This window comes from Pseudomonas sp. Z5-35 (genome assembly GCF_051131945.1).
GTDB classification, from domain to species: domain Bacteria; phylum Pseudomonadota; class Gammaproteobacteria; order Pseudomonadales; family Pseudomonadaceae; genus Aquipseudomonas; species Aquipseudomonas marvdashtae.
On record NZ_CP071640.1, the window covers coordinates 3561104 to 3581136 of the forward strand.

15 protein-coding genes are annotated in these 20033 nt (G+C 60.4%); 5 read left to right on the top strand and 10 right to left on the bottom strand.

Annotation, left to right across the window (positions count from 1 at the left end; translation table 11 throughout):
- Positions 1 to 17: 17 nt before the first annotated feature.
- On the bottom strand, positions 18 to 1481 hold the full coding sequence (locus tag J3P95_RS16300; RefSeq protein ID WP_434557820.1) for a glyceraldehyde-3-phosphate dehydrogenase: 1464 nt from the start codon (positions 1479 to 1481) through the stop codon (positions 18 to 20).
- Positions 1482 to 1650: 169 nt separating this feature from the next.
- Between J3P95_RS16300 and mfd the strand changes: the two genes are divergently transcribed.
- The 3 genes from mfd to J3P95_RS16315 are packed head-to-tail and all read left to right on the top strand — an operon-like array spanning position 1651 to position 8382.
- A complete protein-coding gene (gene mfd, locus J3P95_RS16305) occupies positions 1651 to 5100 on the top strand; it encodes a transcription-repair coupling factor (protein ID WP_434580523.1) in 3450 nt (1149 codons plus the stop codon).
- Between the two features lie 10 nt (positions 5101 to 5110).
- Positions 5111 to 5677 (top strand): CsiV family protein, encoded by a 567-nt coding sequence (locus J3P95_RS16310; RefSeq protein ID WP_434557822.1) that lies wholly within the window; start codon positions 5111 to 5113, stop codon positions 5675 to 5677.
- Between the two features lie 11 nt (positions 5678 to 5688).
- Complete coding sequence (locus tag J3P95_RS16315) at positions 5689 to 8382, top strand: DEAD/DEAH box helicase (RefSeq protein WP_434580521.1); 2694 nt, start codon at positions 5689 to 5691, stop codon at positions 8380 to 8382.
- Positions 8383 to 8469: 87 nt separating this feature from the next.
- On the opposite strand, the gene J3P95_RS16320 is transcribed toward J3P95_RS16315, so the two are convergent.
- From J3P95_RS16320 to J3P95_RS16330, 3 genes are all read right to left on the bottom strand, one after another.
- Positions 8470 to 9210 (bottom strand): S-methyl-5'-thioinosine phosphorylase, encoded by a 741-nt coding sequence (locus tag J3P95_RS16320; RefSeq protein ID WP_434557824.1) that lies wholly within the window; start codon positions 9208 to 9210, stop codon positions 8470 to 8472.
- Positions 9211 to 9222: 12 nt separating this feature from the next.
- Positions 9223 to 10221, bottom strand: a complete 999-nt coding sequence (nagZ, locus tag J3P95_RS16325) for a beta-N-acetylhexosaminidase (RefSeq protein WP_434563859.1) — start codon at positions 10219 to 10221, stop codon at positions 9223 to 9225.
- Positions 10222 to 10404: 183 nt separating this feature from the next.
- Positions 10405 to 11112: a TetR/AcrR family transcriptional regulator gene (locus J3P95_RS16330; RefSeq protein WP_013692622.1), complete on the bottom strand. Its 708-nt coding sequence runs from the start codon at positions 11110 to 11112 to the stop codon at positions 10405 to 10407.
- 240 nt (positions 11113 to 11352) lie between these two features.
- Between J3P95_RS16330 and lexA the strand changes: the two genes are divergently transcribed.
- Together lexA and sulA are read left to right on the top strand one after the other, a co-directional pair.
- Positions 11353 to 11961, top strand: coding sequence for a transcriptional repressor LexA (lexA, locus tag J3P95_RS16335; protein ID WP_186609823.1), 609 nt, complete (start codon positions 11353 to 11355; stop codon positions 11959 to 11961).
- Positions 11962 to 11971: 10 nt separating this feature from the next.
- Positions 11972 to 12445 carry an SOS-induced cell division inhibitor SulA gene (gene sulA / locus J3P95_RS16340; RefSeq protein WP_434557825.1) on the top strand — a complete coding sequence of 158 codons (474 nt, stop codon included), beginning with the start codon at positions 11972 to 11974 and terminating at the stop codon, positions 12443 to 12445.
- A 67-nt stretch (positions 12446 to 12512) separates the two neighbouring features.
- Here sulA and J3P95_RS16345 read toward each other — a convergent pair whose 3' ends face one another.
- From J3P95_RS16345 to fadB, 6 genes are all read right to left on the bottom strand, one after another.
- Positions 12513 to 12746 (bottom strand): hypothetical protein, encoded by a 234-nt coding sequence (locus J3P95_RS16345; RefSeq protein ID WP_003183419.1) that lies wholly within the window; start codon positions 12744 to 12746, stop codon positions 12513 to 12515.
- Between the two features lie 105 nt (positions 12747 to 12851).
- Positions 12852 to 13376: a DUF6586 family protein gene (locus J3P95_RS16350; protein WP_434557826.1), complete on the bottom strand. Its 525-nt coding sequence runs from the start codon at positions 13374 to 13376 to the stop codon at positions 12852 to 12854.
- A gap of 221 nt (positions 13377 to 13597) precedes the next feature.
- A complete protein-coding gene (gene topA / locus J3P95_RS16355) occupies positions 13598 to 16210 on the bottom strand; it encodes a type I DNA topoisomerase (protein WP_434580518.1) in 2613 nt (870 codons plus the stop codon).
- 115 nt (positions 16211 to 16325) lie between these two features.
- Positions 16326 to 16562 carry a DUF1653 domain-containing protein gene (locus J3P95_RS16360; RefSeq protein ID WP_434557828.1) on the bottom strand — a complete coding sequence of 79 codons (237 nt, stop codon included), beginning with the start codon at positions 16560 to 16562 and terminating at the stop codon, positions 16326 to 16328.
- Positions 16563 to 16672: 110 nt separating this feature from the next.
- The gene (gene fadA / locus J3P95_RS16365; protein WP_092197355.1) at positions 16673 to 17848 is read right to left on the bottom strand and encodes an acetyl-CoA C-acyltransferase FadA; all 1176 of its coding nucleotides are present in this window, start codon (positions 17846 to 17848) and stop codon (positions 16673 to 16675) included.
- Between the two features lie 30 nt (positions 17849 to 17878).
- The gene (gene fadB / locus J3P95_RS16370; protein ID WP_434557829.1) at positions 17879 to 20026 is read right to left on the bottom strand and encodes a fatty acid oxidation complex subunit alpha FadB; all 2148 of its coding nucleotides are present in this window, start codon (positions 20024 to 20026) and stop codon (positions 17879 to 17881) included.
- Positions 20027 to 20033 lie beyond the last annotated feature (7 nt).

Below are 20033 nucleotides of genomic sequence, written 5' to 3' on the forward strand. Positions count from 1 at the left end.
TCACAAGCGGTTAAGGCTTAGCGCGGGAACGCAGGCGGATTCACATCAGCCATGTCTTCCATTACGCGAACCACCTGGCAGCTGTAGCCGAACTCGTTGTCGTACCAGACGTACAGAACAACGCGGTTGTCCTGGACGATGGTCGCTTCGGCGTCGACAACACCGGCGTGGCGCGAGCCGACGAAGTCGGTGGAAACGACTTCCTGCGAGTTGACGTAGTCGATTTGCTTGTGCAGATCGGAATGCAGCGCCATGTAGCGCAGGTACTCGTTCATTTCCTCACGGGTGGCGGCTTTCTCAAGGTTCAGGTTGAGAATGGCCATCGACACGTTCGGGGTCGGCACACGGATCGCGTTACCGGTCAGCTTGCCGGCCAGCTCAGGCAGGGCCTTGGCGGCAGCGGTGGCAGCACCGGTCTCGGTGATGACCATGTTCAGCGCGGCGCTGCGACCACGGCGATCACCTTTGTGGAAGTTGTCGATCAGGTTTTGGTCGTTGGTGTACGAGTGAACCGTTTCAACGTGACCGTTGATGATGCCGAATTTGTCGTTCACAGCCTTGAGCACCGGCACGATGGCGTTGGTGGTGCAGGAAGCGGCGGACACGATCTTGTCGTCAGGGGTGATTTCGTTGTGGTTGATGCCATGAACGATGTTCTTCAGCTTGCCCTTGCCAGGCGCAGTCAGAACAACACGGTCGATACCCGGGCAGGCCAGATGCTGGCCGAGGCCGTCGGCGTCACGCCATACACCGGTGTTGTCCACCAGCAGGGCGTCCTTGATGCCGTACTGGGTGTAATCCACCTCGGCCGGGTTCTTCGCGTAGATCACCTGGATCAGGTTACCGTTGGCGGTGATGGTGTTGTTTTCTTCATCGATGGTAATGGTGCCGTTGAACGAACCATGGACCGAATCGCGACGCAGCAGGCTGGCGCGCTTGGTCAGGTCATTCTCGGCGCCCTTGCGCACGACGATGGCCCGCAGGCGCAGGCCGTCGCCACCACCGGTTTTTTCGATCAGGATGCGCGCCAGCAGGCGGCCGATACGACCGAAACCGTACAGCACGACGTCGGTGCCTTTGCGGGCCGAAGCGTTTTGCTGACCGACCACATCAGCCATTTCTTCACGAACGAATTGCTCGGCGCTACGGCCATTGCCTTCGTTGCGGAATTTGAAAGCCAACTTGCCCAGGTCTACCGAAGCCGCGCCGAGCTTGAGCTCACTCATGGCCTTGAGCAGGGGGAAAGTTTCGTGGACGGAGAGTTCGCTGTCATCGGAAGAACGGTGGCGAGCAAAGCGGTGGGCCTTGAGGATCGCGATGACAGACTGGTTGATCAGGCTGCGGCCATAGATCGAGCTCACCACGTTGTTATTGCGGTAGAGCTGACCGATGAGAGGGATCATCGCTTCGGCGAGGGCTTCACGATCAATCCATTCACCAAGACACTGGTCGGGCTTCTGAGTCACGGTAACCTTCCACATGTAGGGGCTGAAAAAAGGGGCTACATTATGACGCCGAGTCCTCTGCGGAGCAATGCGCGCCCGTCGCGCCGTGGTTTTAGGTGCTGCAAGAGTAGTCCGCGACTGACAGCCGGGCACTTCCCCCGCTACAATTGTCGACTTTGTCGCAACGCTTGGAGCTCAACCTTCCGTGCCCGTTCTGCGTCTTCCGCTTCTCCCTGCCGCGGCAGGTAAACAGCACTGGGGCAACCTGCCCGGTGCCGCCCTGAGCCTGGCCATTGCCGAGGCTGCCAGCGCTGCAAAGCGCTTCACCCTGTTATTGACCGCTGACAGCCAGAGCGCCGAGCGGCTCGAACAGGAGCTGGCTTTCTTCGCCCCGGATTTGCCCGTGCTGCATTTCCCGGACTGGGAAACCCTGCCCTACGATCTGTTCTCGCCCCACCAGGACATCATTTCCCAGCGTATCGCCAGCCTTTATCGGCTGCCGGAGCTCAGTCATGGCGTTTTGGTAGTGCCCATCACCACGGCCCTACATCGCCTGGCACCAACCCAATTCCTGCTCGGCAGCAGCCTGGTGCTGGACATCGGCCAGAAGCTCGACGTCGAGCAAATGCGCACCCGGCTCGAGGCCAGCGGCTACCGCTACGTCGATACGGTGTACGAGCACGGTGAGTTCACGGTGCGCGGCGCCTTGATCGATCTGTTCCCGATGGGCAGCAAATTGCCGTATCGCATCGACCTGTTCGACGACGAGATCGAGACGCTGCGTACCTTCGACCCGGAAAACCAGCGTTCCATCGACAAGGTCCAGTCGATCCGCCTGCTGCCGGCCAAGGAATTCCCGTTGCAAAAAGACGCCGTGACCCGTTTCAAGGCACGGTTTCGCGAGCGCTTCGATGTGGATTTCCGCCGCTGCCCGATCTTCCAGGACCTGAGTAGCGGCATCACACCTGCGGGTATCGAGTATTACCTGCCGCTGTTTTTCGAAGAGACGTCCACCCTGTTCGACTACCTGCCCCAGGACACCCAAGTGTTTTCCCTGCCAGGCATCGAGCAGGCGGCGGAAAACTTCTGGAACGACGTGCGCAACCGCTACGAGGAACGCCGCGTCGATCCGGCCCGGCCTTTGTTGCCGCCGGCCGAGTTGTTCCTGCCGGTGGAAGACTGCTTCGCCCGGCTCAAGAGCTGGCCACGCGTGGTGGCGAGCCAGCAGGACGTGGAAGTGGGTGCCGGTCGCGAACGCTTCCCGGCCAAGCCACTGCCGGATCTGGCGATCGAAGCCAAGGCCACGCAACCTTTGGCGGCCCTGGCCGGTTTTCTTGACGAGTTCCCCGGCCGCGTGCTGTTCACCGCTGAGTCCGCGGGACGGCGCGAAGTATTGCTGGAGCTGCTCGAACGCCTGAAACTGCGGCCGAAGACCGTCGACAGCTGGCCGGACTTTGTCGCCGGCAAGGATCGCCTGGCGATCACCATCGCCCCGCTGAACGACGGACTGGTTCTCGAGGATCCGGCCCTGGCATTGGTCGCCGAAAGCCCGCTGTTCGGCCAGCGCGTAATGCAGCGCCGCCGCCGTGAAAAACGCGCCGACGCCGCCAACGACGCGGTCATCAAGAACCTCACGGAACTGCGCGAAGGCGCGCCGGTGGTGCACATCGACCATGGCGTAGGCCGCTACCTGGGCCTGGCAACGCTGGAAATCGATAACCAGGCCGCCGAGTTCCTCACCCTGGAATACGCCGAGGGCGCCAAACTCTACGTGCCGGTGGCGAACCTGCACCTGATCGCCCGCTACACCGGCAGCGACGACGCCCTGGCGCCGCTGCACCGCCTGGGTTCGGAAACCTGGCAGAAAGCCAAGCGCAAGGCCGCCGAACAGGTGCGCGATGTCGCCGCCGAATTGCTCGATATCTATGCCCGCCGGGCCGCGCGGGAGGGTCATGCGTTTGCCGACCCGAAAGCCGACTACGAAACGTTCAGCGCGGGTTTCCCGTTCGAAGAAACCGTCGACCAGCAGACCACCATCGAAGCCGTGCGCGCCGACATGCTCGCGCCCAAGCCGATGGACCGGCTGGTGTGCGGCGACGTCGGTTTCGGCAAGACCGAAGTGGCGATGCGCGCCGCCTTCATTGCCGTGCACGGAGGCAAACAGGTCGCGATCCTGGTACCGACCACCCTGCTCGCCCAGCAGCATTACAACAGTTTCCGCGACCGTTTCGCCGACTGGCCGGTGATCGTGGAAGTGATGAGCCGTTTCAAATCCACCAAGGAAGTGAACGCCGCCATTGCCGACTTGGCCGAGGGCAAGATCGACATCGTCATCGGTACGCACAAGCTGCTGCAGGATGACGTGAAGATCAAGAATCTCGGGCTGGTGATCATCGACGAGGAACACCGCTTCGGTGTACGCCAGAAAGAACAGCTCAAGGCGCTGCGCAGCGAAGTCGACATCCTGACCCTCACCGCCACGCCGATCCCGCGCACGCTGAACATGGCGGTATCGGGCATGCGCGATCTGTCGATCATCGCCACGCCGCCGGCCCGTCGCCTGTCGGTGCGCACGTTCGTCATGGAGCAGAACAAGAGCACGGTCAAGGAAGCCTTGCTGCGTGAGCTGCTGCGCGGCGGCCAGGTCTACTACCTGCACAACGACGTGAAGACCATCGACAAATGCGCCGCCGACCTGGCCGAGCTGGTGCCGGAAGCCCGAATCGGCATCGGCCATGGGCAGATGCGCGAACGCGAACTCGAACAGGTGATGAGCGACTTCTATCACAAGCGCTTCAACGTGCTGATCGCCTCGACCATCATCGAGACCGGCATCGACGTGCCAAGCGCCAACACCATCATCATTGAGCGCGCCGACAAGTTCGGCCTGGCCCAGCTGCACCAGTTGCGCGGCCGGGTTGGGCGCAGTCACCACCAGGCCTATGCCTACCTGCTGACGCCGCCCCGCCAGCAGATCACCCCGGACGCGGAAAAGCGCCTGGAAGCCATTGCCAATACCCAGGACCTCGGTGCCGGTTTTGTGCTGGCCACCAACGACCTGGAAATTCGTGGCGCCGGCGAATTGCTCGGCGATGGTCAGAGCGGCCAGATCCAGGCCGTCGGCTTCACGCTGTACATGGAAATGCTCGAACGCGCAGTCAAGTCGATTCGCAAGGGCGAGCAGCCGAACCTCGACCAGCCCCTGGGCGGCGGGCCGGAGATCAACCTGCGAGTGCCGGCGCTGATCCCGGAAGATTACCTGCCGGACGTCCATGCCCGATTGATCCTGTACAAGCGCATCGCCTCGGCCACCGACGAAGAAGGCCTCAAGGACCTGCAAGTGGAGATGATCGACCGCTTCGGCCTGCTTCCGGAGCCGACCAAGAACCTGGTCCGCACCACGCTGCTCAAGCTCAGGGCCGAGCAACTGGGCATCAAGAAAGTCGACGGCGGCCCCAACGGTGGCCGTATCGAATTCGAAGCCCAGACGCCGGTCGATCCGCTGGTGCTGATCAAGCTGATCCAGGGCCAGCCCAAACGCTACAAGTTCGAAGGCGCCACGATGTTCAAGTTCATGGTGCCCATGGAACGCCCGGAAGAGCGTTTCAATACCGTTGAAGCGCTGTTCGAGCGCCTCACTCCGACCACTGCTTGAAGGACGCCCAATGCGCCTGTTTCGCTCCTTGACGTTGTTGATGACCCTGATCGCTCCCCTGGCGTTTGCCGACGACCTGTACCAGGTTGAAATGATCCTGGTCCGCCAGAATGCTGAACCGGCGATTATCAGCCGCGCCGCGCCGGAAGACTGGGACGCCGGCGCGCAACGCCTTGGCGCGGACAGCCAGCGCACGCCGGCACTGGGCAACATCGTCGAGAAACTCAACGCCAGCGGCCAATACACCGTGCTGGTGCACAAGGCCTGGCAGCAGAACCTGGGCGAACAAGGGCGCAAAATCGCCGTCAGCGACGGCGCCGAACAGTTCGGTCAGTTTCCCATCGAGGGCACCCTCGAACTGAAGCTCGGTCGCTTCACCGACGTCGACGCGGACTTCTGGGTCAATCAAATCGACGCCAACGGCTTAGTCACCGCCAGCGAGCGGCTCAAGCAGCAGAGCCATACCAAGAATGGCCAACTGAACTTCCTCGATAACGGCCATCTAGGCTTGCTGATCAAGATCACCTCGCTGACCGCGCCTGCGCCACGGCAGGCTCCCGACGTGATTCCGGACTGATCGGCGCGCCTATGCCCTCGCCCCTGAGCAAACCCCTGGCTCCTTCCTGGGTCAATCGATTCAAGGAACAAAGCCTGGAGCGTGGGCGCCGCTACGCCCTGGAAAACCGCGTCAGGATCGTCGAGGCCGGTGACAGCACCATTATTGCAAGTTGCGAAGGTTCCGGCGGAAGCGTCTATCGTCAGACCATTCGCCTCAAGGAGTCGGCCAAAGGTGCGTTGATCCTGCTCGAAGCGGCCTGCTCTTGTCCGGTGCGCATCAACTGCAAGCATTGCGCCGCCGTACTGCTGCAAGTCCAGGAAACCCTGGCCTACCCTGCCGCCGAAAAAGATGCGCAGTTGCTGGAAAAACTCCAGACAGTGTTGGACAACCGCAGTCCCAAGGCCGCACCGCAGGTCTTGGTGGACAACGTGCAGCCGGTGCCACGGCTGTGGCTGGCGAGTGTCGAATTCAGCGCCTTCGAGCCGCGCAATGGCAAGATGCAGCGCTACATCCAGCACCGCGCCGCGCTCTCGTTCAGCTATTTGGACGAGTACGTCAGCGGCCAGCGCAACACCGACGTGCTGATTCGCCAGGAAACCCAGACGCTGCGGATAAAACGCCAGACCGATGTCGAACAGTCCTACCGCGAACAGCTGCGAATCCTCGGTTTCAAGGTGGCGACCCGGCAAAGCAAGGCGCTGCCGGAAAGCGCTGGCGAACTGTACGAAATGGTCAATGACAGTGCCTGGCTGACGTTTACCCTCAACGATCTGCCGAAACTGCGAAGCCAGGGTTGGGAATTGCAGATCGACGAAGATTTCGGTTTCGACCTGACGGCGGTGGACGAGTGGTACGCCACGGTCGAGGACACACCGGAGCGTGACTGGTTCGACCTGGAGCTGGGCATCATCGTCAACGGCGAGCGACTGAGCCTGCTGCCGATCCTGTTGAACCTGATGCGCTCGCACATCGAACTGTTCAACCCGGAACGGCTGGCCAGGCGTCGCGATGACGAGCTCATCCTGGTCAATTTGCCCAACCGTCCAAACTCGGAATTCGGTCCGCAGCAGGTGGCCCTGCCCTACGGCCGGCTGAAACCGGTACTGGCGACGCTCGGCGAGTTTTACCTGCAAGAGCCCGGCACCACCAAACTGCGACTCAACAGCGCGGACGCCCTGCGCCTGAACCCGCTGCAGGATATGCCCCTGCGCTGGGAGGGCGGTGAACACATCCGCGGCCTCGCCCAGCGCCTGCGCGACATCAAGGACTACACCGCCACCGCGCCGCAAGGCCTGAACGCAACGCTGCGCCCCTACCAGCTCGAAGGCCTGAGCTGGATGCAATCGCTGCGGCAGCTGGAAGTCGGCGGTATCCTCGCGGATGACATGGGGCTGGGCAAAACCCTACAAACCCTGGCACACATTCTCAGCGAAAAAATCGCCGGTCGCCTCGACCGGCCGTGCATGGTCGTGATGCCGACGAGCCTGATTCCCAACTGGCTCGACGAGGCAAGCCATTTCACCCCGCAGCTCAAGGTACTGGCGTTGTACGGTGCCGGGCGCAAGAAACATTTCGAGCGGTTGGCTGATTACGACCTGATCCTTACCACCTATGCCCTGCTCCCCAAGGATGTCGAACGACTGACAGCGCAGCCCCTCCACGTACTCATCCTCGATGAAGCCCAGTACATCAAGAATCCCACCAGCAAAGCCGCCCAGGCCGCCCGCGAACTCAACGCCCGGCAGCGGCTCTGCCTGTCCGGCACGCCGCTGGAAAACCACCTCGGGGAATTGTGGTCGCTGTTTCACTTCCTGCTGCCGGGATGGCTTGGCGACGTCAAGAGTTTCAACCGCGACTACCGCGTGCCGATCGAAAAACGCCACAGCGACGTACGATTGCAGCACCTCAACGGTAGGATCAAACCTTTCCTGCTGCGCAGGACCAAGGAACAAGTGGCGACCGAACTACCGCCCAAGACCGAGATCATCCATTGGGTCGAGCTCAGCGATACCCAGCGGGACGTCTACGAAACCATGCGCCTGGCCATGGACAAGAAAGTCCGCGATGAGATCACTCGCAAAGGCGTGGCGCGCAGCCAGATCATCATCCTCGAAGCGCTGCTCAAGCTTCGCCAGGTGTGCTGTGACCTGCGCCTGATCAACGACGCAACCCTGCCCGCCCGGGGCAGCACCTCGGGCAAGCTCGACAGCTTGATGGAAATGCTCGAAGAATTGTTTGAAGAAGGCCGGCGGGTGCTGCTGTTTTCGCAGTTCACCTCCATGTTGGCGTTAATTGAAGAGGAACTGAAAAAGCGCGGCGTCGCCTATGCGATCCTGACCGGCCAAACGCGCGACCGGCGCACTCCCGTGAAGGAATTCCAGAGCGGCAAGCGTCAGATTTTTCTCATTAGCCTGAAGGCTGGCGGCGTAGGCTTGAACCTGACCGAAGCCGACACGGTGATCCACTACGACCCGTGGTGGAACCCGGCGACCGAAAACCAAGCCACCGACCGCGCCTACCGCATCGGCCAGGAAAAACCGGTATTTGTCTACAAGCTGATCGCCCGTGGCACCGTGGAGGAGAAGATTCAGCTGCTGCAAAAAGAAAAATCCGACCTGGCGGCGGGTGTACTGGATGGCCGCGTGGCCGGAGATTGGAAACTGCAGAATGAGGACATCGAAGCACTGTTCGCACCGCTGCCGGAGAAGCTGGAAAAACGCTAGGTCATCCCGCCCTGATAAAAGCCGCTTCCGGGGCTTTTAGTGGGAGCCGAAAAGGCTCGGCTCCCTCCGTCGTCCTGCACAAGCTCATCAACCGGCCATCAACACCCGCGCCAGCGTCGACTTCACTTTTCCCATCCCGTCATGCAGCGCCTGCTCGATCTCGGCCATGGTAATCACTGTCGTGGACTTGCCTGCTGCCGGGTTCACCACCAAGGCCAAGCAGGCGTAATCCAGCTCCAGCTCACGGGCCAAGGCCGCTTCCGGCATGCCGGTCATGCCGACAATGTCGCAACCGTCACGCTCCAGGCGGGCGATTTCAGCCACGGTTTCCAGGCGCGGGCCCTGCGTGCAGGCGTAGACACCATGGCTGCTATAGCCACAGCCCTCGGCGGCCAGGGCTGCGATCAACTGCTGGCGTAGCGACTCCGTGTACGGATAACTGAAGTCGATGTGGGTCACCGCTTCCAGGTCGTCCGCAAAATACGTGTGCTGGCGACCGCTGGTGTAATCGATCAACTGGTGGGGCACGCAGAAATGACCGGTGCCCATTGCAGCGTGAATCCCGCCCACGGCATTGACGGCCAGGACAGCCTGGGCGCCGGCCTGCTTCAAGGCCCAGAGATTGGCGCGATAATTCACCTGATGAGGCGGCAGGTGATGGGGATGGCCGTGGCGCGCCAGGAACAAGACCTCGCGTCCGGCATAGTCGCCGATCTGCACGTCGGCCGATGGCGCGCCGTAGGGCGTTTCCACCGAGAGGGACTGGCGAATGGTCAAGCCTTCGAGCTGGGTCAGGCCGGTGCCGCCAATAATTGCGTAAACGGTCATGTAAAACGTCCTTTAATCGATCAGTTGGGCGGCTTTCAACGCGCCGATAGCTGTCAACCAGCGTGGGTCCTGACGATATTCAGTGGTGGCGAACGCCTGGCCACGCATGCGGGCGATCCGGGCCGATGGCGTGACCTTGAGACGCTGAGCAGCGCTCAAGGCCAACTCGGCGGCCGCGCGGTCGTTGCACACCAGGCCCATGTCGCAACCTGCCGACAGCGCAGCCTCGATTCGACTGGCGGCATCGCCGACCACATGGGCGCCAGCCATGGACAAGTCATCACTGAAGATCACGCCATCGAACTGCAACTCGCCTCGCAGAATGTCCTGCAACCAACGCCGGGAGAACCCCGCTGGACTCGCATCCACCTGCGGATAGATGACATGGGCCGGCATCACCGCCGCGAGCTGTTTGCTCAGTTTGGCGAAGGGCACCAAGTCGTTGGCGCGGATCTGTTCGAGGCTGCGCTCGTCGTTGGGAATGGCGACGTGGGAGTCGGCCTCGGCCCAGCCGTGCCCTGGAAAGTGCTTGCCGGTGGCGGCCATTCCCGCGGCGTTCATGCCACGAATGAAAGCACCAGCCAATAGTGCGGCGCGCTCGGGATCGCCGTCAAAGGAACGACTGCCGACGACGGCGCTGCGCTGGTAATCAAGGTCCAGCACCGGGGCGAAACTCAAATCGAGGCCAACCGCCAAGACTTCCATGGCCATGATCCAGCCGCACTGTTCGGCCAAGTATTCGGCATTCGGGTTATCGGCGACGGCTCGCATCGCCGGCAGGCGGACGAAGCCTTGGCGCAGACGCTGGACGCGCCCACCTTCCTGATCGACCGCCAGCAGCAGGTCGGGACGGATGGCCCGGATCGACGCACTCAGTTCGCGCACCTGGCGCGGGTGCTCGATGTTGCGAGCGAAGATGATCAAGCCGCCCACTTCGGGCTGACGCAACAGATGGCGGTCCTCAGCCGTCAGCCAGGTACCGGCGACGTCCACCATCAACGAGCCTTGCAGGCCAGCAGTCATAACAATTCCTTAAAAACGATGAACCCACACAGTGACGCATGCACGACCGCACCGCCGGGCTCCAGGCCTGGCAGGCCGCAATGATGCAATGAACTGTATAACGGGTTCGAAACGAGAGTCGGCATGGGCGGCTAGCTTAGCGGATGTAGGCTGCCGCGCCCACCCGCGCACTCAAGCCTTGGCGAGCGCCGGCGTGGATTTGCTGCGCGGACGCAGCTGCGCCGCGGCCATGGCCTCATCGGTGACACCACTTTCGGCACGCATGCCGGCCGCCAGGAAAGGCACCATCAGCCGCATCACCTGTTCGATGGAAGTGTTTACCCCGAAGTCGGTTTCAGCAATGGCCCGCAATGCCTTGATACCGGACATGCTGAACGCTGCGGCGCCAAGCATGAAGTGCACGCGCCAGAACAGCTCGATCGGCGGGATTCGCGGCGCTGCCTCGTTGACCAGCAGCATGTAGCGGCGAAACACCTTGCCGTACATGTCCTCAAGATAACGCCTCAAGTGGCCTTGGCTCTGGCTGAACGCCAAGCCCAGCAGGCGCATGAAGATGGACAGGTCGTTGCCGCTGCGAGGCTGCACGACAAGGGCTTGCTCGACAAGGATTTCCAGCAGCTCTTCCAGCGTCGGCTTGACGTCGGGCTTGGCCTGGCGCCGCTCCAGCTCGCGATCGAGACTGAGGCAAAAAGGCCCGAGAAATCTTGAGAAGACCGCCTGGATCAGCGCTTTTTTTGAACCGAAGTGATAATTCACCGCTGCCAGGTTGACGCCGGCTTTGCTGGTAATCAGACGCAACGAGGTTTCGGCGAAACCTTTTTCCGCGAACAACTGCTCGGCAGCATCCAGAATGCGTTCTACGGTTTCCGACTGGGCCATGGCTACTCCGCCTGACAAACACTTGTTTGAAACATACGTTTCAGCCTTGGGGTTGTCAAGCCTGACGGGACGTTTTGCGAACGCCCGGTCAGGTATTTAACCACACCTTCCAGAAGGTTTGGCGCAGTCGTTTGCAGCCTTCGGGGCGACCGTCCAGCGGCGCCTGAAAAAAGGAGGATTGCCAAGCGCCGCGCACTGTATATAATCCCAGTCACTGTATAAAAAGACAGAGCGATCATTATGCTAAAGCTGACGCCACGCCAAGCAGAGATTCTGGCCTTCATCAAACGCTGCCTAGAAGACAACGGCTACCCGCCGACCCGTGCGGAAATCGCTCAGGAACTGGGTTTCAAATCGCCCAACGCGGCGGAAGAACACCTTAAGGCACTGGCCCGCAAAGGCGCGATCGAAATGACCCCTGGCGCCTCGCGGGGCATTCGCATCCCAGGCTTCGAAGCCAAGGCTGACGAAACCACCCTCCCGATCATTGGTCGTGTTGCAGCTGGCGCACCGATTCTCGCCCAGCAGCACGTCGAGGAATCCTGCAACATCAACCCTTCGTTCTTCCATCCAAGGGCTGATTACCTACTTCGTGTCCATGGCATGAGCATGAAGGACATCGGCATCTTCGACGGTGATCTCCTGGCTGTCCACACCACGCGTGAGGCCCGCAACGGCCAGATTGTGGTGGCGCGAATCGGCGATGAAGTCACGGTCAAGCGATTCAAGCGCGACGGCAGCAAGGTCTGGCTGATTGCCGAAAATCCAGAGTTCGCCCCCATCGAAGTGGACCTGAAAGATCAGGACCTGGTTATCGAAGGCTTGAGTGTCGGCGTCATTCGCCGCTAAAGGAGGCTTTATGCAATTCCCTCACGCACCACAGCACACACAACTTCCGTTGTTCGAGGCATTCATGGCCCAACCGCTGGTTCCTGTCCTGCAAGAGGTCATCGAATCGCCCTGGGGTATCGAGCCCGAGGCGTTCAGCGAGCTGTCGTTGCGTGGTGCAGCTGGAAATTGCCTGAACCTGCTCGCCCCCATCCTGAGGGAGCTGAGCCAAGACCAGGATGCTCGCTGGCTGACGCTGATTGCGCCGCCTGCGAGCGTGACACAGGCCTGGTTGCGGGACGCCGGTCTCAATCGGGAACGGATCCTGTTACTGCAACCGCGCGGCACCCAAAGTGCCCAGCAATTGACTTGCGAAGCGTTGCGCCTGGGCCGCAGCCATACGGTGGTCAGCTGGCTGAACCCCTTGAGCGCGACCGCGCGTCAACAATTGATCAGCGCCGCCCGCATCGGGGATGCGCAAAGCTTGAATATCCGACTGGGCTAAGACAATCGCAGGGCTTCTCCAGGGCAGAGAAGCCAGCAATATTGACGTAAAAAATCGACAGCCGGGATCAATGAAGAACCCGAGGTCCTTCTTCCTTGTTGAATTCGCCTTCAACCAAGCGGCCTGCCATCTGGACACCCACGCTAAGCATCGCCTTGGCGACCTCGACGTGCTGGCCTTGAAGGAACACCTTGGCGTCCTCGGAGAAGTTCAGGGTAACCAGAGAACCCTCGTCTTCAGCCCTGCGCAACTCGATGCGGCCATCAGGAAGTTCGACAATTTCTAGAAAGGACGTTGGCATATAAGTCTGTTCTCCACGAAAGGCGGGGATTATATAGTCATCAGCCGGGCTTCGCTCAGGATCTTGACCAAGCGTCGTTAGCGAACATTACGGAGCGAATGAAACTCAGCATTCGTTCAGCCCTTCGCGAAAGCGGATAGCCAGGCCTTTGAGATTCTGGCGCCAGCTCTCCAATTCTTCCCGCGTCAGCTCCTGCTCCGGCTCTTGTTCGTCAAGATTGACCGCAACGATCAACGGCTGGGTCACGTCACCCTTGGGTTTACGGGGGGCCCGTGGCGGCTGGAACAAAGCCGTATGGGCTGCCAACAGCCTGGCCAGCCAGGTTTCCGGGTTTTGGGCCAGCTCGACCATTTCGGCCAGCTCTGGAATCGCGTGGGCTTCCAACACTTCGGGAGTCAACATCAACTCGGCCCGTGAAGCATTTGCCTGGGGCAAGCGATAGAAACCGGCAATTTCATGACAAAGCCCCAGCAACGCACCGTACAAATGAAACAGCACTGATTCACGCCCAGCCTGGACCAGCGCCGGGGCATTCATTGCGCGCCCTTCCTCCGCCTTGGTCAGCGCTTCAAGCGACAGGCCGGCGAAATAAATCTTCTGATTGGTGCGGGTGTAGAGTTCGTGGGCCATGTCGGCATTCTCCCCAACGAAATAAAAGCGTCACGCAGGTACGACAGTGTCGTGGATCAACCGAGGCGACTGCAAGGCAAAAACAGAGAGGCCGCATGAAACCGTTGGGTTGTCATGCGGCCTTCTGTTCATCCGTGGCTATTGGGGCGACTGCGCCCGAAACGTCGGACCGGTCCAGCGGGAGCAAGCTCCCTCGCAATAGAGAGCCCACACACCATCAATTAGCGCTTATCTTCAACGGTCCACTTTCCGCCGTCATAGAACGCTTTCCAGCCAGTAGGCTTGCCGTCGACCTCGGTCTGCACGTATTGCTCCTTGGTCTTGCGGCTGTAACGAATCACCGCCGGGCGACCGTCCGGGTCCTTCTGCGGCGCTTCACAGAGGAAATGATACTTCGGATCGATTTCGTCCTTGTGCGGGACGATCTCCATCACCAGTGGCGCACGGGTTTCACGGTTTTTCGGGAACTGGCTGGCCGCCAGGAACAGTCCGGAAGCGCCGTCGCGCAGGATGTAGGTGTCGTTGACCTTCTCGCATTTGAGCTCGGGCATCTTCACCGGGTCCATCTTCGGCGGAGCGGCATCACCACTCTTGAGCAGCTTGCGGGTGTTCTTGCAGGTCGGATTGGTGCAACCGAAGAACTTGCCGAAGCGGCCTGTCTTGAGCTGCATCTCACTGCCGCACTTGTCGCATTCCAGGCTCGGACCTTCGTAGCCCTTGATGCGGTAGGTGCCCTCTTCAATCTCGTAGCCGGCGCAATCCGGGTTGTTACCGCATATGTGCAGCTTGCGCTTTTCATCCAGCAGATAGGCGTCCATCGCGGTGCTGCAGATAGGGCAGCGGTGCTTGCCACGCAACACCAGGGATTCCGATTCGCCTTCGTCGTCTGCGGCGATTTCATCGCCAGGCACCAGGTTGACCGTCGCCTTGCATCGTTCTTTCGGCGGCAAGCTGTAGCCTGAGCAGCCTAGGAATACGCCAGTCGAGGCGGTACGGATTTGCATCGGCCGACCGCAGGTCAGGCACGGGATATCCGTCATCACTGGCTGGTTGGCGCGCATGCCGCTCTCAGGGCTCTCGGCTACTTCAAGTTTTTTCTTGAAGTCGCCGTAGAACTCGTCGAGCACGTTCTTCCAGTCCCGCTCGCCCTGGGCCACGTCATCGAGGTTCTCTTCCATGCCGGCGGTGAAGCCGTAGTCCATCAGGTTCGAGAAGCTCTCGGACAAGCGCTCGGTAACGATGTCACCCATCTTTTCCGAATAGAAACGACGGTTGTGCAGCGCCACGTAACCGCGGTCCTGGATGGTGGAAATGATCGCCGCGTAGGTCGAAGGACGACCGATGCCGCGCTTTTCCATTTCCTTGACCAGGCTGGCCTCGGAATACCGTGCCGGTGGCTTGGTGAAGTGCTGGGTTGGATCGATCTTGACCAGTTTCATCACATCGCCCTGGGCCATGTCCGGCAAGACATCGTCGTCGCCAGGCTTGGTGATTTGCGGCATGACACGAGTGTAACCGTCGAACTTCAGAATGCGGCCCTTGGCGCGCAGCTCGAAGTCGCCAGCACCAACGCTGACCGTGGTCGACAGGTATTGCGCCGGCAGCATCTGGCAGGCCAGGAACTGGCGCCAGATCAGCTCGTAGAGACGCTCGGCATCGCGTTCCATGCCCGACAGCTTGCTTGGCTCGGTATTGGCGTCGGACGGACGAATCGCTTCGTGAGCCTCTTGGGCGCCTGCCTTGCTGCTGTAGACATTCGGCGTCTCAGGCAGATATTTCTTGCCGAACTCGCTTTCTATATAAGTACGCGCCATCGCCACGGCATCCGCCGAGAGGTTGGTCGAGTCGGTACGCATGTACGTGATGTAGCCCGCTTCATACAACCGCTGGGCCATCATCATGGTTTTCTTCACGCCGAAGCCCAGGCGGTTGCTCGCGGCCTGCTGCAGCGTGGACGTAATGAACGGCGCGGACGGCTTGCTGCTGGTCGGCTTGTCTTCACGCTTGACGATGCTGTAGCTCGAAGACTTGAGCTTCTCCAACGCCGCCATGGCCTGGGCTTCGTTGAGTGGCTTGAAGGCCTCGCCTTTCTCACGAGCCACCTCAAAGCGCACGGTAGCGCCCTTGGCGGTTCCAAGATCAGCGTGGATTTCCCAGTACTCTTCAGGGATGAACGCCCGGATTTCGCGCTCGCGCTCCACCACCAGCTTCACCGCAACCGACTGCACGCGACCGGCCGACAGACCACGGGCGATCTTGGCCCACAGCAGCGGCGAGACCATGTAGCCCACCACGCGGTCGAGGAAGCGACGCGCCTGCTGGGCGTTGACCCGATCGATATCCAACTCGCCCGGCTGGGAGAAAGCTTCCTGGATGGCTTTCTTGGTGATCTCGTTGAACACCACGCGCTTGTAGCGGCTGTCATCGCCACCGATGGCTTCGCGCAGGTGCCAGGCAATGGCTTCCCCTTCGCGGTCCAAGTCCGTCGCGAGATAGATGGTGTCGGCGTCCTTGGCAAGCCGGCGCAATTCTTCGATGACCTTTTCCTTGCCCGGGAGGATCTCGTACTTGGCTTTCCAGCCGTGCTCCGGATCAACCCCCATGCGGGAGACCAACTGCTTGCGCGCCTTTTCTTTCGGCGACAGCGCTGGCGCTTCACCGGCAGCTGCCTTGCCGCGCTTGGCGGCCGGCTCTTTGCTGGCGCTAGCCGAACCGCTGGTGGGCAGGTCTCGGATATGGCCGATACTCGACTTCACCACGTATTGGTTGCCCAGATACTTGTTGATGGTCTTGGCCTTAGCCGGGGATTCCACAATGACCAGCGATTTGCCCATGGATCAGAAAATTCCTGAATTCAAAAAAGTGAAAGGCGGTTGGCGCCTGACGCGGCACCGCTATATATAGTGGCTGCAAGGTGAGGTCAAGGGCATGCCCGCCCCCATGTCGGCCTCAAGCCTTGGAAAAAATGCTCGCCTCGGCCTGCACCAAAGCAAAGCGTGGCACCTGTTCGCCGTCAACCTCGACGGACTCCTGGAACATGCTCAACGGACGCACCCAAAAGCCGTAATCGCCATACAGGGCTTGATAGAAGACCACTTCTTCCTCGGTCTCGGAGTGCCGCGCAATACTGAATACGCGGTACTGCGGACCTTTGTAATGTTGGTAGAGCCCAGGTTGTATCGGCATGCTTTGGCCCCTGCTCAAGTCTTACCAAAATAAAAACAAAATCTTTTTTTTACTAAACCCGGAAAAACAAAAACCGGGGCACTTGGCCCCGGCTTCCATCAACGTAACGCTTAGACGCGTTCGAAGACAGTGGCGATGCCCTGGCCAAGGCCAATGCACATGGTGGACACCCCAAAAGTGCCGCCGTTCTGCTTCATGACGTTGAGCAGCGTGCCGGAGATACGCGCACCGGAACAACCGAAAGGGTGACCCAGGGCGATTGCGCCGCCGTGCAGGTTAACCTTCTCGTTCATCTTGTCGAGCACTTTCAAATCTTTCAGCACTGGCAAGGCCTGTGCGGCGAAAGCTTCGTTGAGCTCGAAGAAGTCGATATCGGCAATGCCCAGGCCCGCACGCTTCAAGGCTTTTTGCGTAGCCGGTACTGGACCATAGCCCATGATCGCAGGATCCACACCAGCGACGGCCATCGAACGAATCACGGCCATCGGCTGTATACCCAGGTCCTGAGCACGCTGGGCCGACATCACGATCATGCACGACGCACCATCGGTGATCTGCGACGAGGTACCGGCTGTCACGGTGCCGCCCTTTGGATTGAAGGCCGGCTTGAGGGTCGCCAGGCTTTCCAGGGTAGTTTCCGGACGAATGGTTTCGTCGTAGTCGAACAGCTTCAGGAAGCCGTTCTCGTCATAGCCCTGCATCGGGATGATTTCGTCCTTGAACTTGCCTTCCACGGTCGCCTTGTGGGCGAGCTGGTGGGAGCGCACGCCAAAAGCGTCCTGCTGTTCGCGGGTAATGCCGTGCATTTTGCCGAGCATTTCCGCAGTCAGGCCCATCATCCCCGAGGCTTTTGCCGCGTATAGCGACATGTGCGGGTTCGGATCGACGCCGTGCATCATGCTCACGTGGCCCATATGCTCCACACCGCCTACGACAAACACATCGCCATTGCCGGTCATGATCGCCTGGGCGGCGGTGTGCAGTGCGCTCATGGACGAACCGCACAGGCGGCTGACGGTCTGGCCGGCCGCGGTGTGAGGAATCTGGGTCATCAGCGAGGCCATGCGGGCGATGTTCCAGCCCTGCTCCAGGGTCTGGTTAACGCAGCCCCAGATCACGTCTTCGACTTCGTTGGGGTCAACCTTGACGTTGCGTTCCAGCAGTTTGCTGATCAGGTGCGCCGACATGTCTTCGGCGCGGGTGTTGCGGTGCATGCCGCCCTTGGAGCGGCCCATCGGCGTACGACCGAAGTCGACGATCACGACGTCTCTAGGATTCAAGCTCATAAATGTTCTCTCGCTCTAGTCGTTGGGCGCTTAACCGAAGAAACGCTGGCCATTTTTGGCCATTTCACGCAGCTTCGCGGTCGGGTGGTACAGCGCGCCCAGATCAGCGTACTGGTCAGCCAGGGCAACGAACTCGGCCACACCGATCGAGTCGATGTAACGCAGCGCACCGCCACGGAATGGAGGGAAACCGATACCGTAGACCAGACCCATGTCGGCTTCGGCGGCAGTTTCAACAATGCCGTCTTCCAGGCAACGCACGGTTTCGAGGCACAGCGGGATCATCATCCAGTTGATGATGTCCTCGTCGGTGACTTCGCGCTGCTCGTAGACGATCGGCTTGAGCACTTCCAGCACCGACGAATCGGCGACTTTCTTCTGTTTGCCGCGCTTGTCGGTCTCATAGGCGTAGAAGCCCTTGCCATTCTTCTGGCCCAGGCGCTTGGCTTCGTAGAGCACGTCGACGGCCGAACGGCGATCGTCTTTCATGCGATCCGGGAAGCCTTCAGCCATCACGTCGCGACCGTGGTGGCCGGTGTCGATGCCGACCACATCCATCAGGTACGCCGGGCCCATCGGCCAGCCGAATTTTTCCATGATCTTGTCGATACGCACGAAGTCGACGCCAGCGCTGACCAGCTTGGCGAAACCGCCGAAGTACGGGAACAGCACGCGGTTGACCAGGAAACCCGGGCAGTCGTTGACGACGATCGGGTTCTTGCCCATTTTCTTGGCGTAGGCAACGGTGGTGGCGATGGCTTGTTCGCTGGACTTCTCGCCACGGATGACTTCCACCAGCGGCATCATGTGCACCGGGTTGAAGAAGTGCATGCCGACGAAGTTCTCCGGACGCTTGAGGGCCTTGGCCAGCAGCGAAATGGAAATGGTCGAGGTGTTCGAGGCGAGGATGGTGTCTTCTTTGACCTTGTCTTCGACTTCGGCCAATACCGCCTGCTTGACCTTCGGGTTCTCGACAACGGCTTCGACCACCAGGTCGACATGGCCGAAATCGCCGTAGGACAGGGTTGGACGAATGCCGTTGAGCACTTCGGCCATCTTCGCGGCGGTCATGCGACCTTTGTCGACGCGACCGACCAGCAGCTTGGCGGCTTCGGCCAGACCCTGCTCGATCCCGTGTTCGTTGATGTCTTTCATCAGGATCGGCGTGCCTTTGGACGCCGACTGGTAGGCGATGCCGCCGCCCATGATGCCGGCGCCGAGTACAGCGGCCTGCTTCACGTCGCGGGCGATTTCGTCGTAGGCCTTGGCCTTTTTCTTCAGTTCCTGGTCGTTGAGGAACAGACCGATCAGGCTTTGTGCAGCCGAGGTCTTGGCCAGCTTGACGAAACCGGCGGCTTCGACTTCCAGAGCCTTGTCGCGACCGAAATTCGCGGCTTTCTGGATGGTCTTGATCGCTTCGACCGGTGCCGGGTAGTTCGGGCCAGCCTGGCCAGCCACGAAACCCTTGGCGGTTTCGAAGGCCATCATTTGTTCGATGGCGTTGAGCTTGAGTTTCTCCAGCTTCGGCTGGCGCTTGGCCTTGTAGTCGAACTCGCCGCTGATGGCGCGCTTGATCGTTTCAAGCGCCGCTTCCTGGAGTTTACCGGGTTCAACCACGGCATCCACAGCGCCTACTTTCAGTGCGTCTTCGGCACGGTTTTCCTTGCCAGCGGCAATCCACTCGATCGCGTTGTCGGCACCGATCAGGCGCGGCAGGCGCACGGTACCGCCAAAGCCAGGGTAGATGCCCAGCTTGACTTCCGGCAGGCCGATCTTGGCCGTGGTGGACATGACGCGGTAATCGGCCGCCAGGCACATTTCCAGGCCACCGCCCAGGGCGATGCCATTGATGGCCGCGACGGTTGGCACGCCGAGGTCTTCGAAATCGCTGAAGATACGGTTCGCTTCGAGGTTGCCAGCGATCAGTTCGGCATCGGGCAGCTTGAAGTTATCGACGAATTCGGTGATGTCGGCGCCGACGATGAACACGTCTTTGCCGCTGCTGACGATCACACCCTTGATCGAAGCATCTGCGTTGATGGTGTCTACGGCCTGCCGCAATTCATTCAGGGTTAGACGGTTGAACTTGTTGACGGACTCACCCTTGAGGTCGAATTTCAGTTCGACGATGCCACTTTCAAGAGCCTTAACCGTGATGGCTTTACCTTCGTAAATCATCAACTGA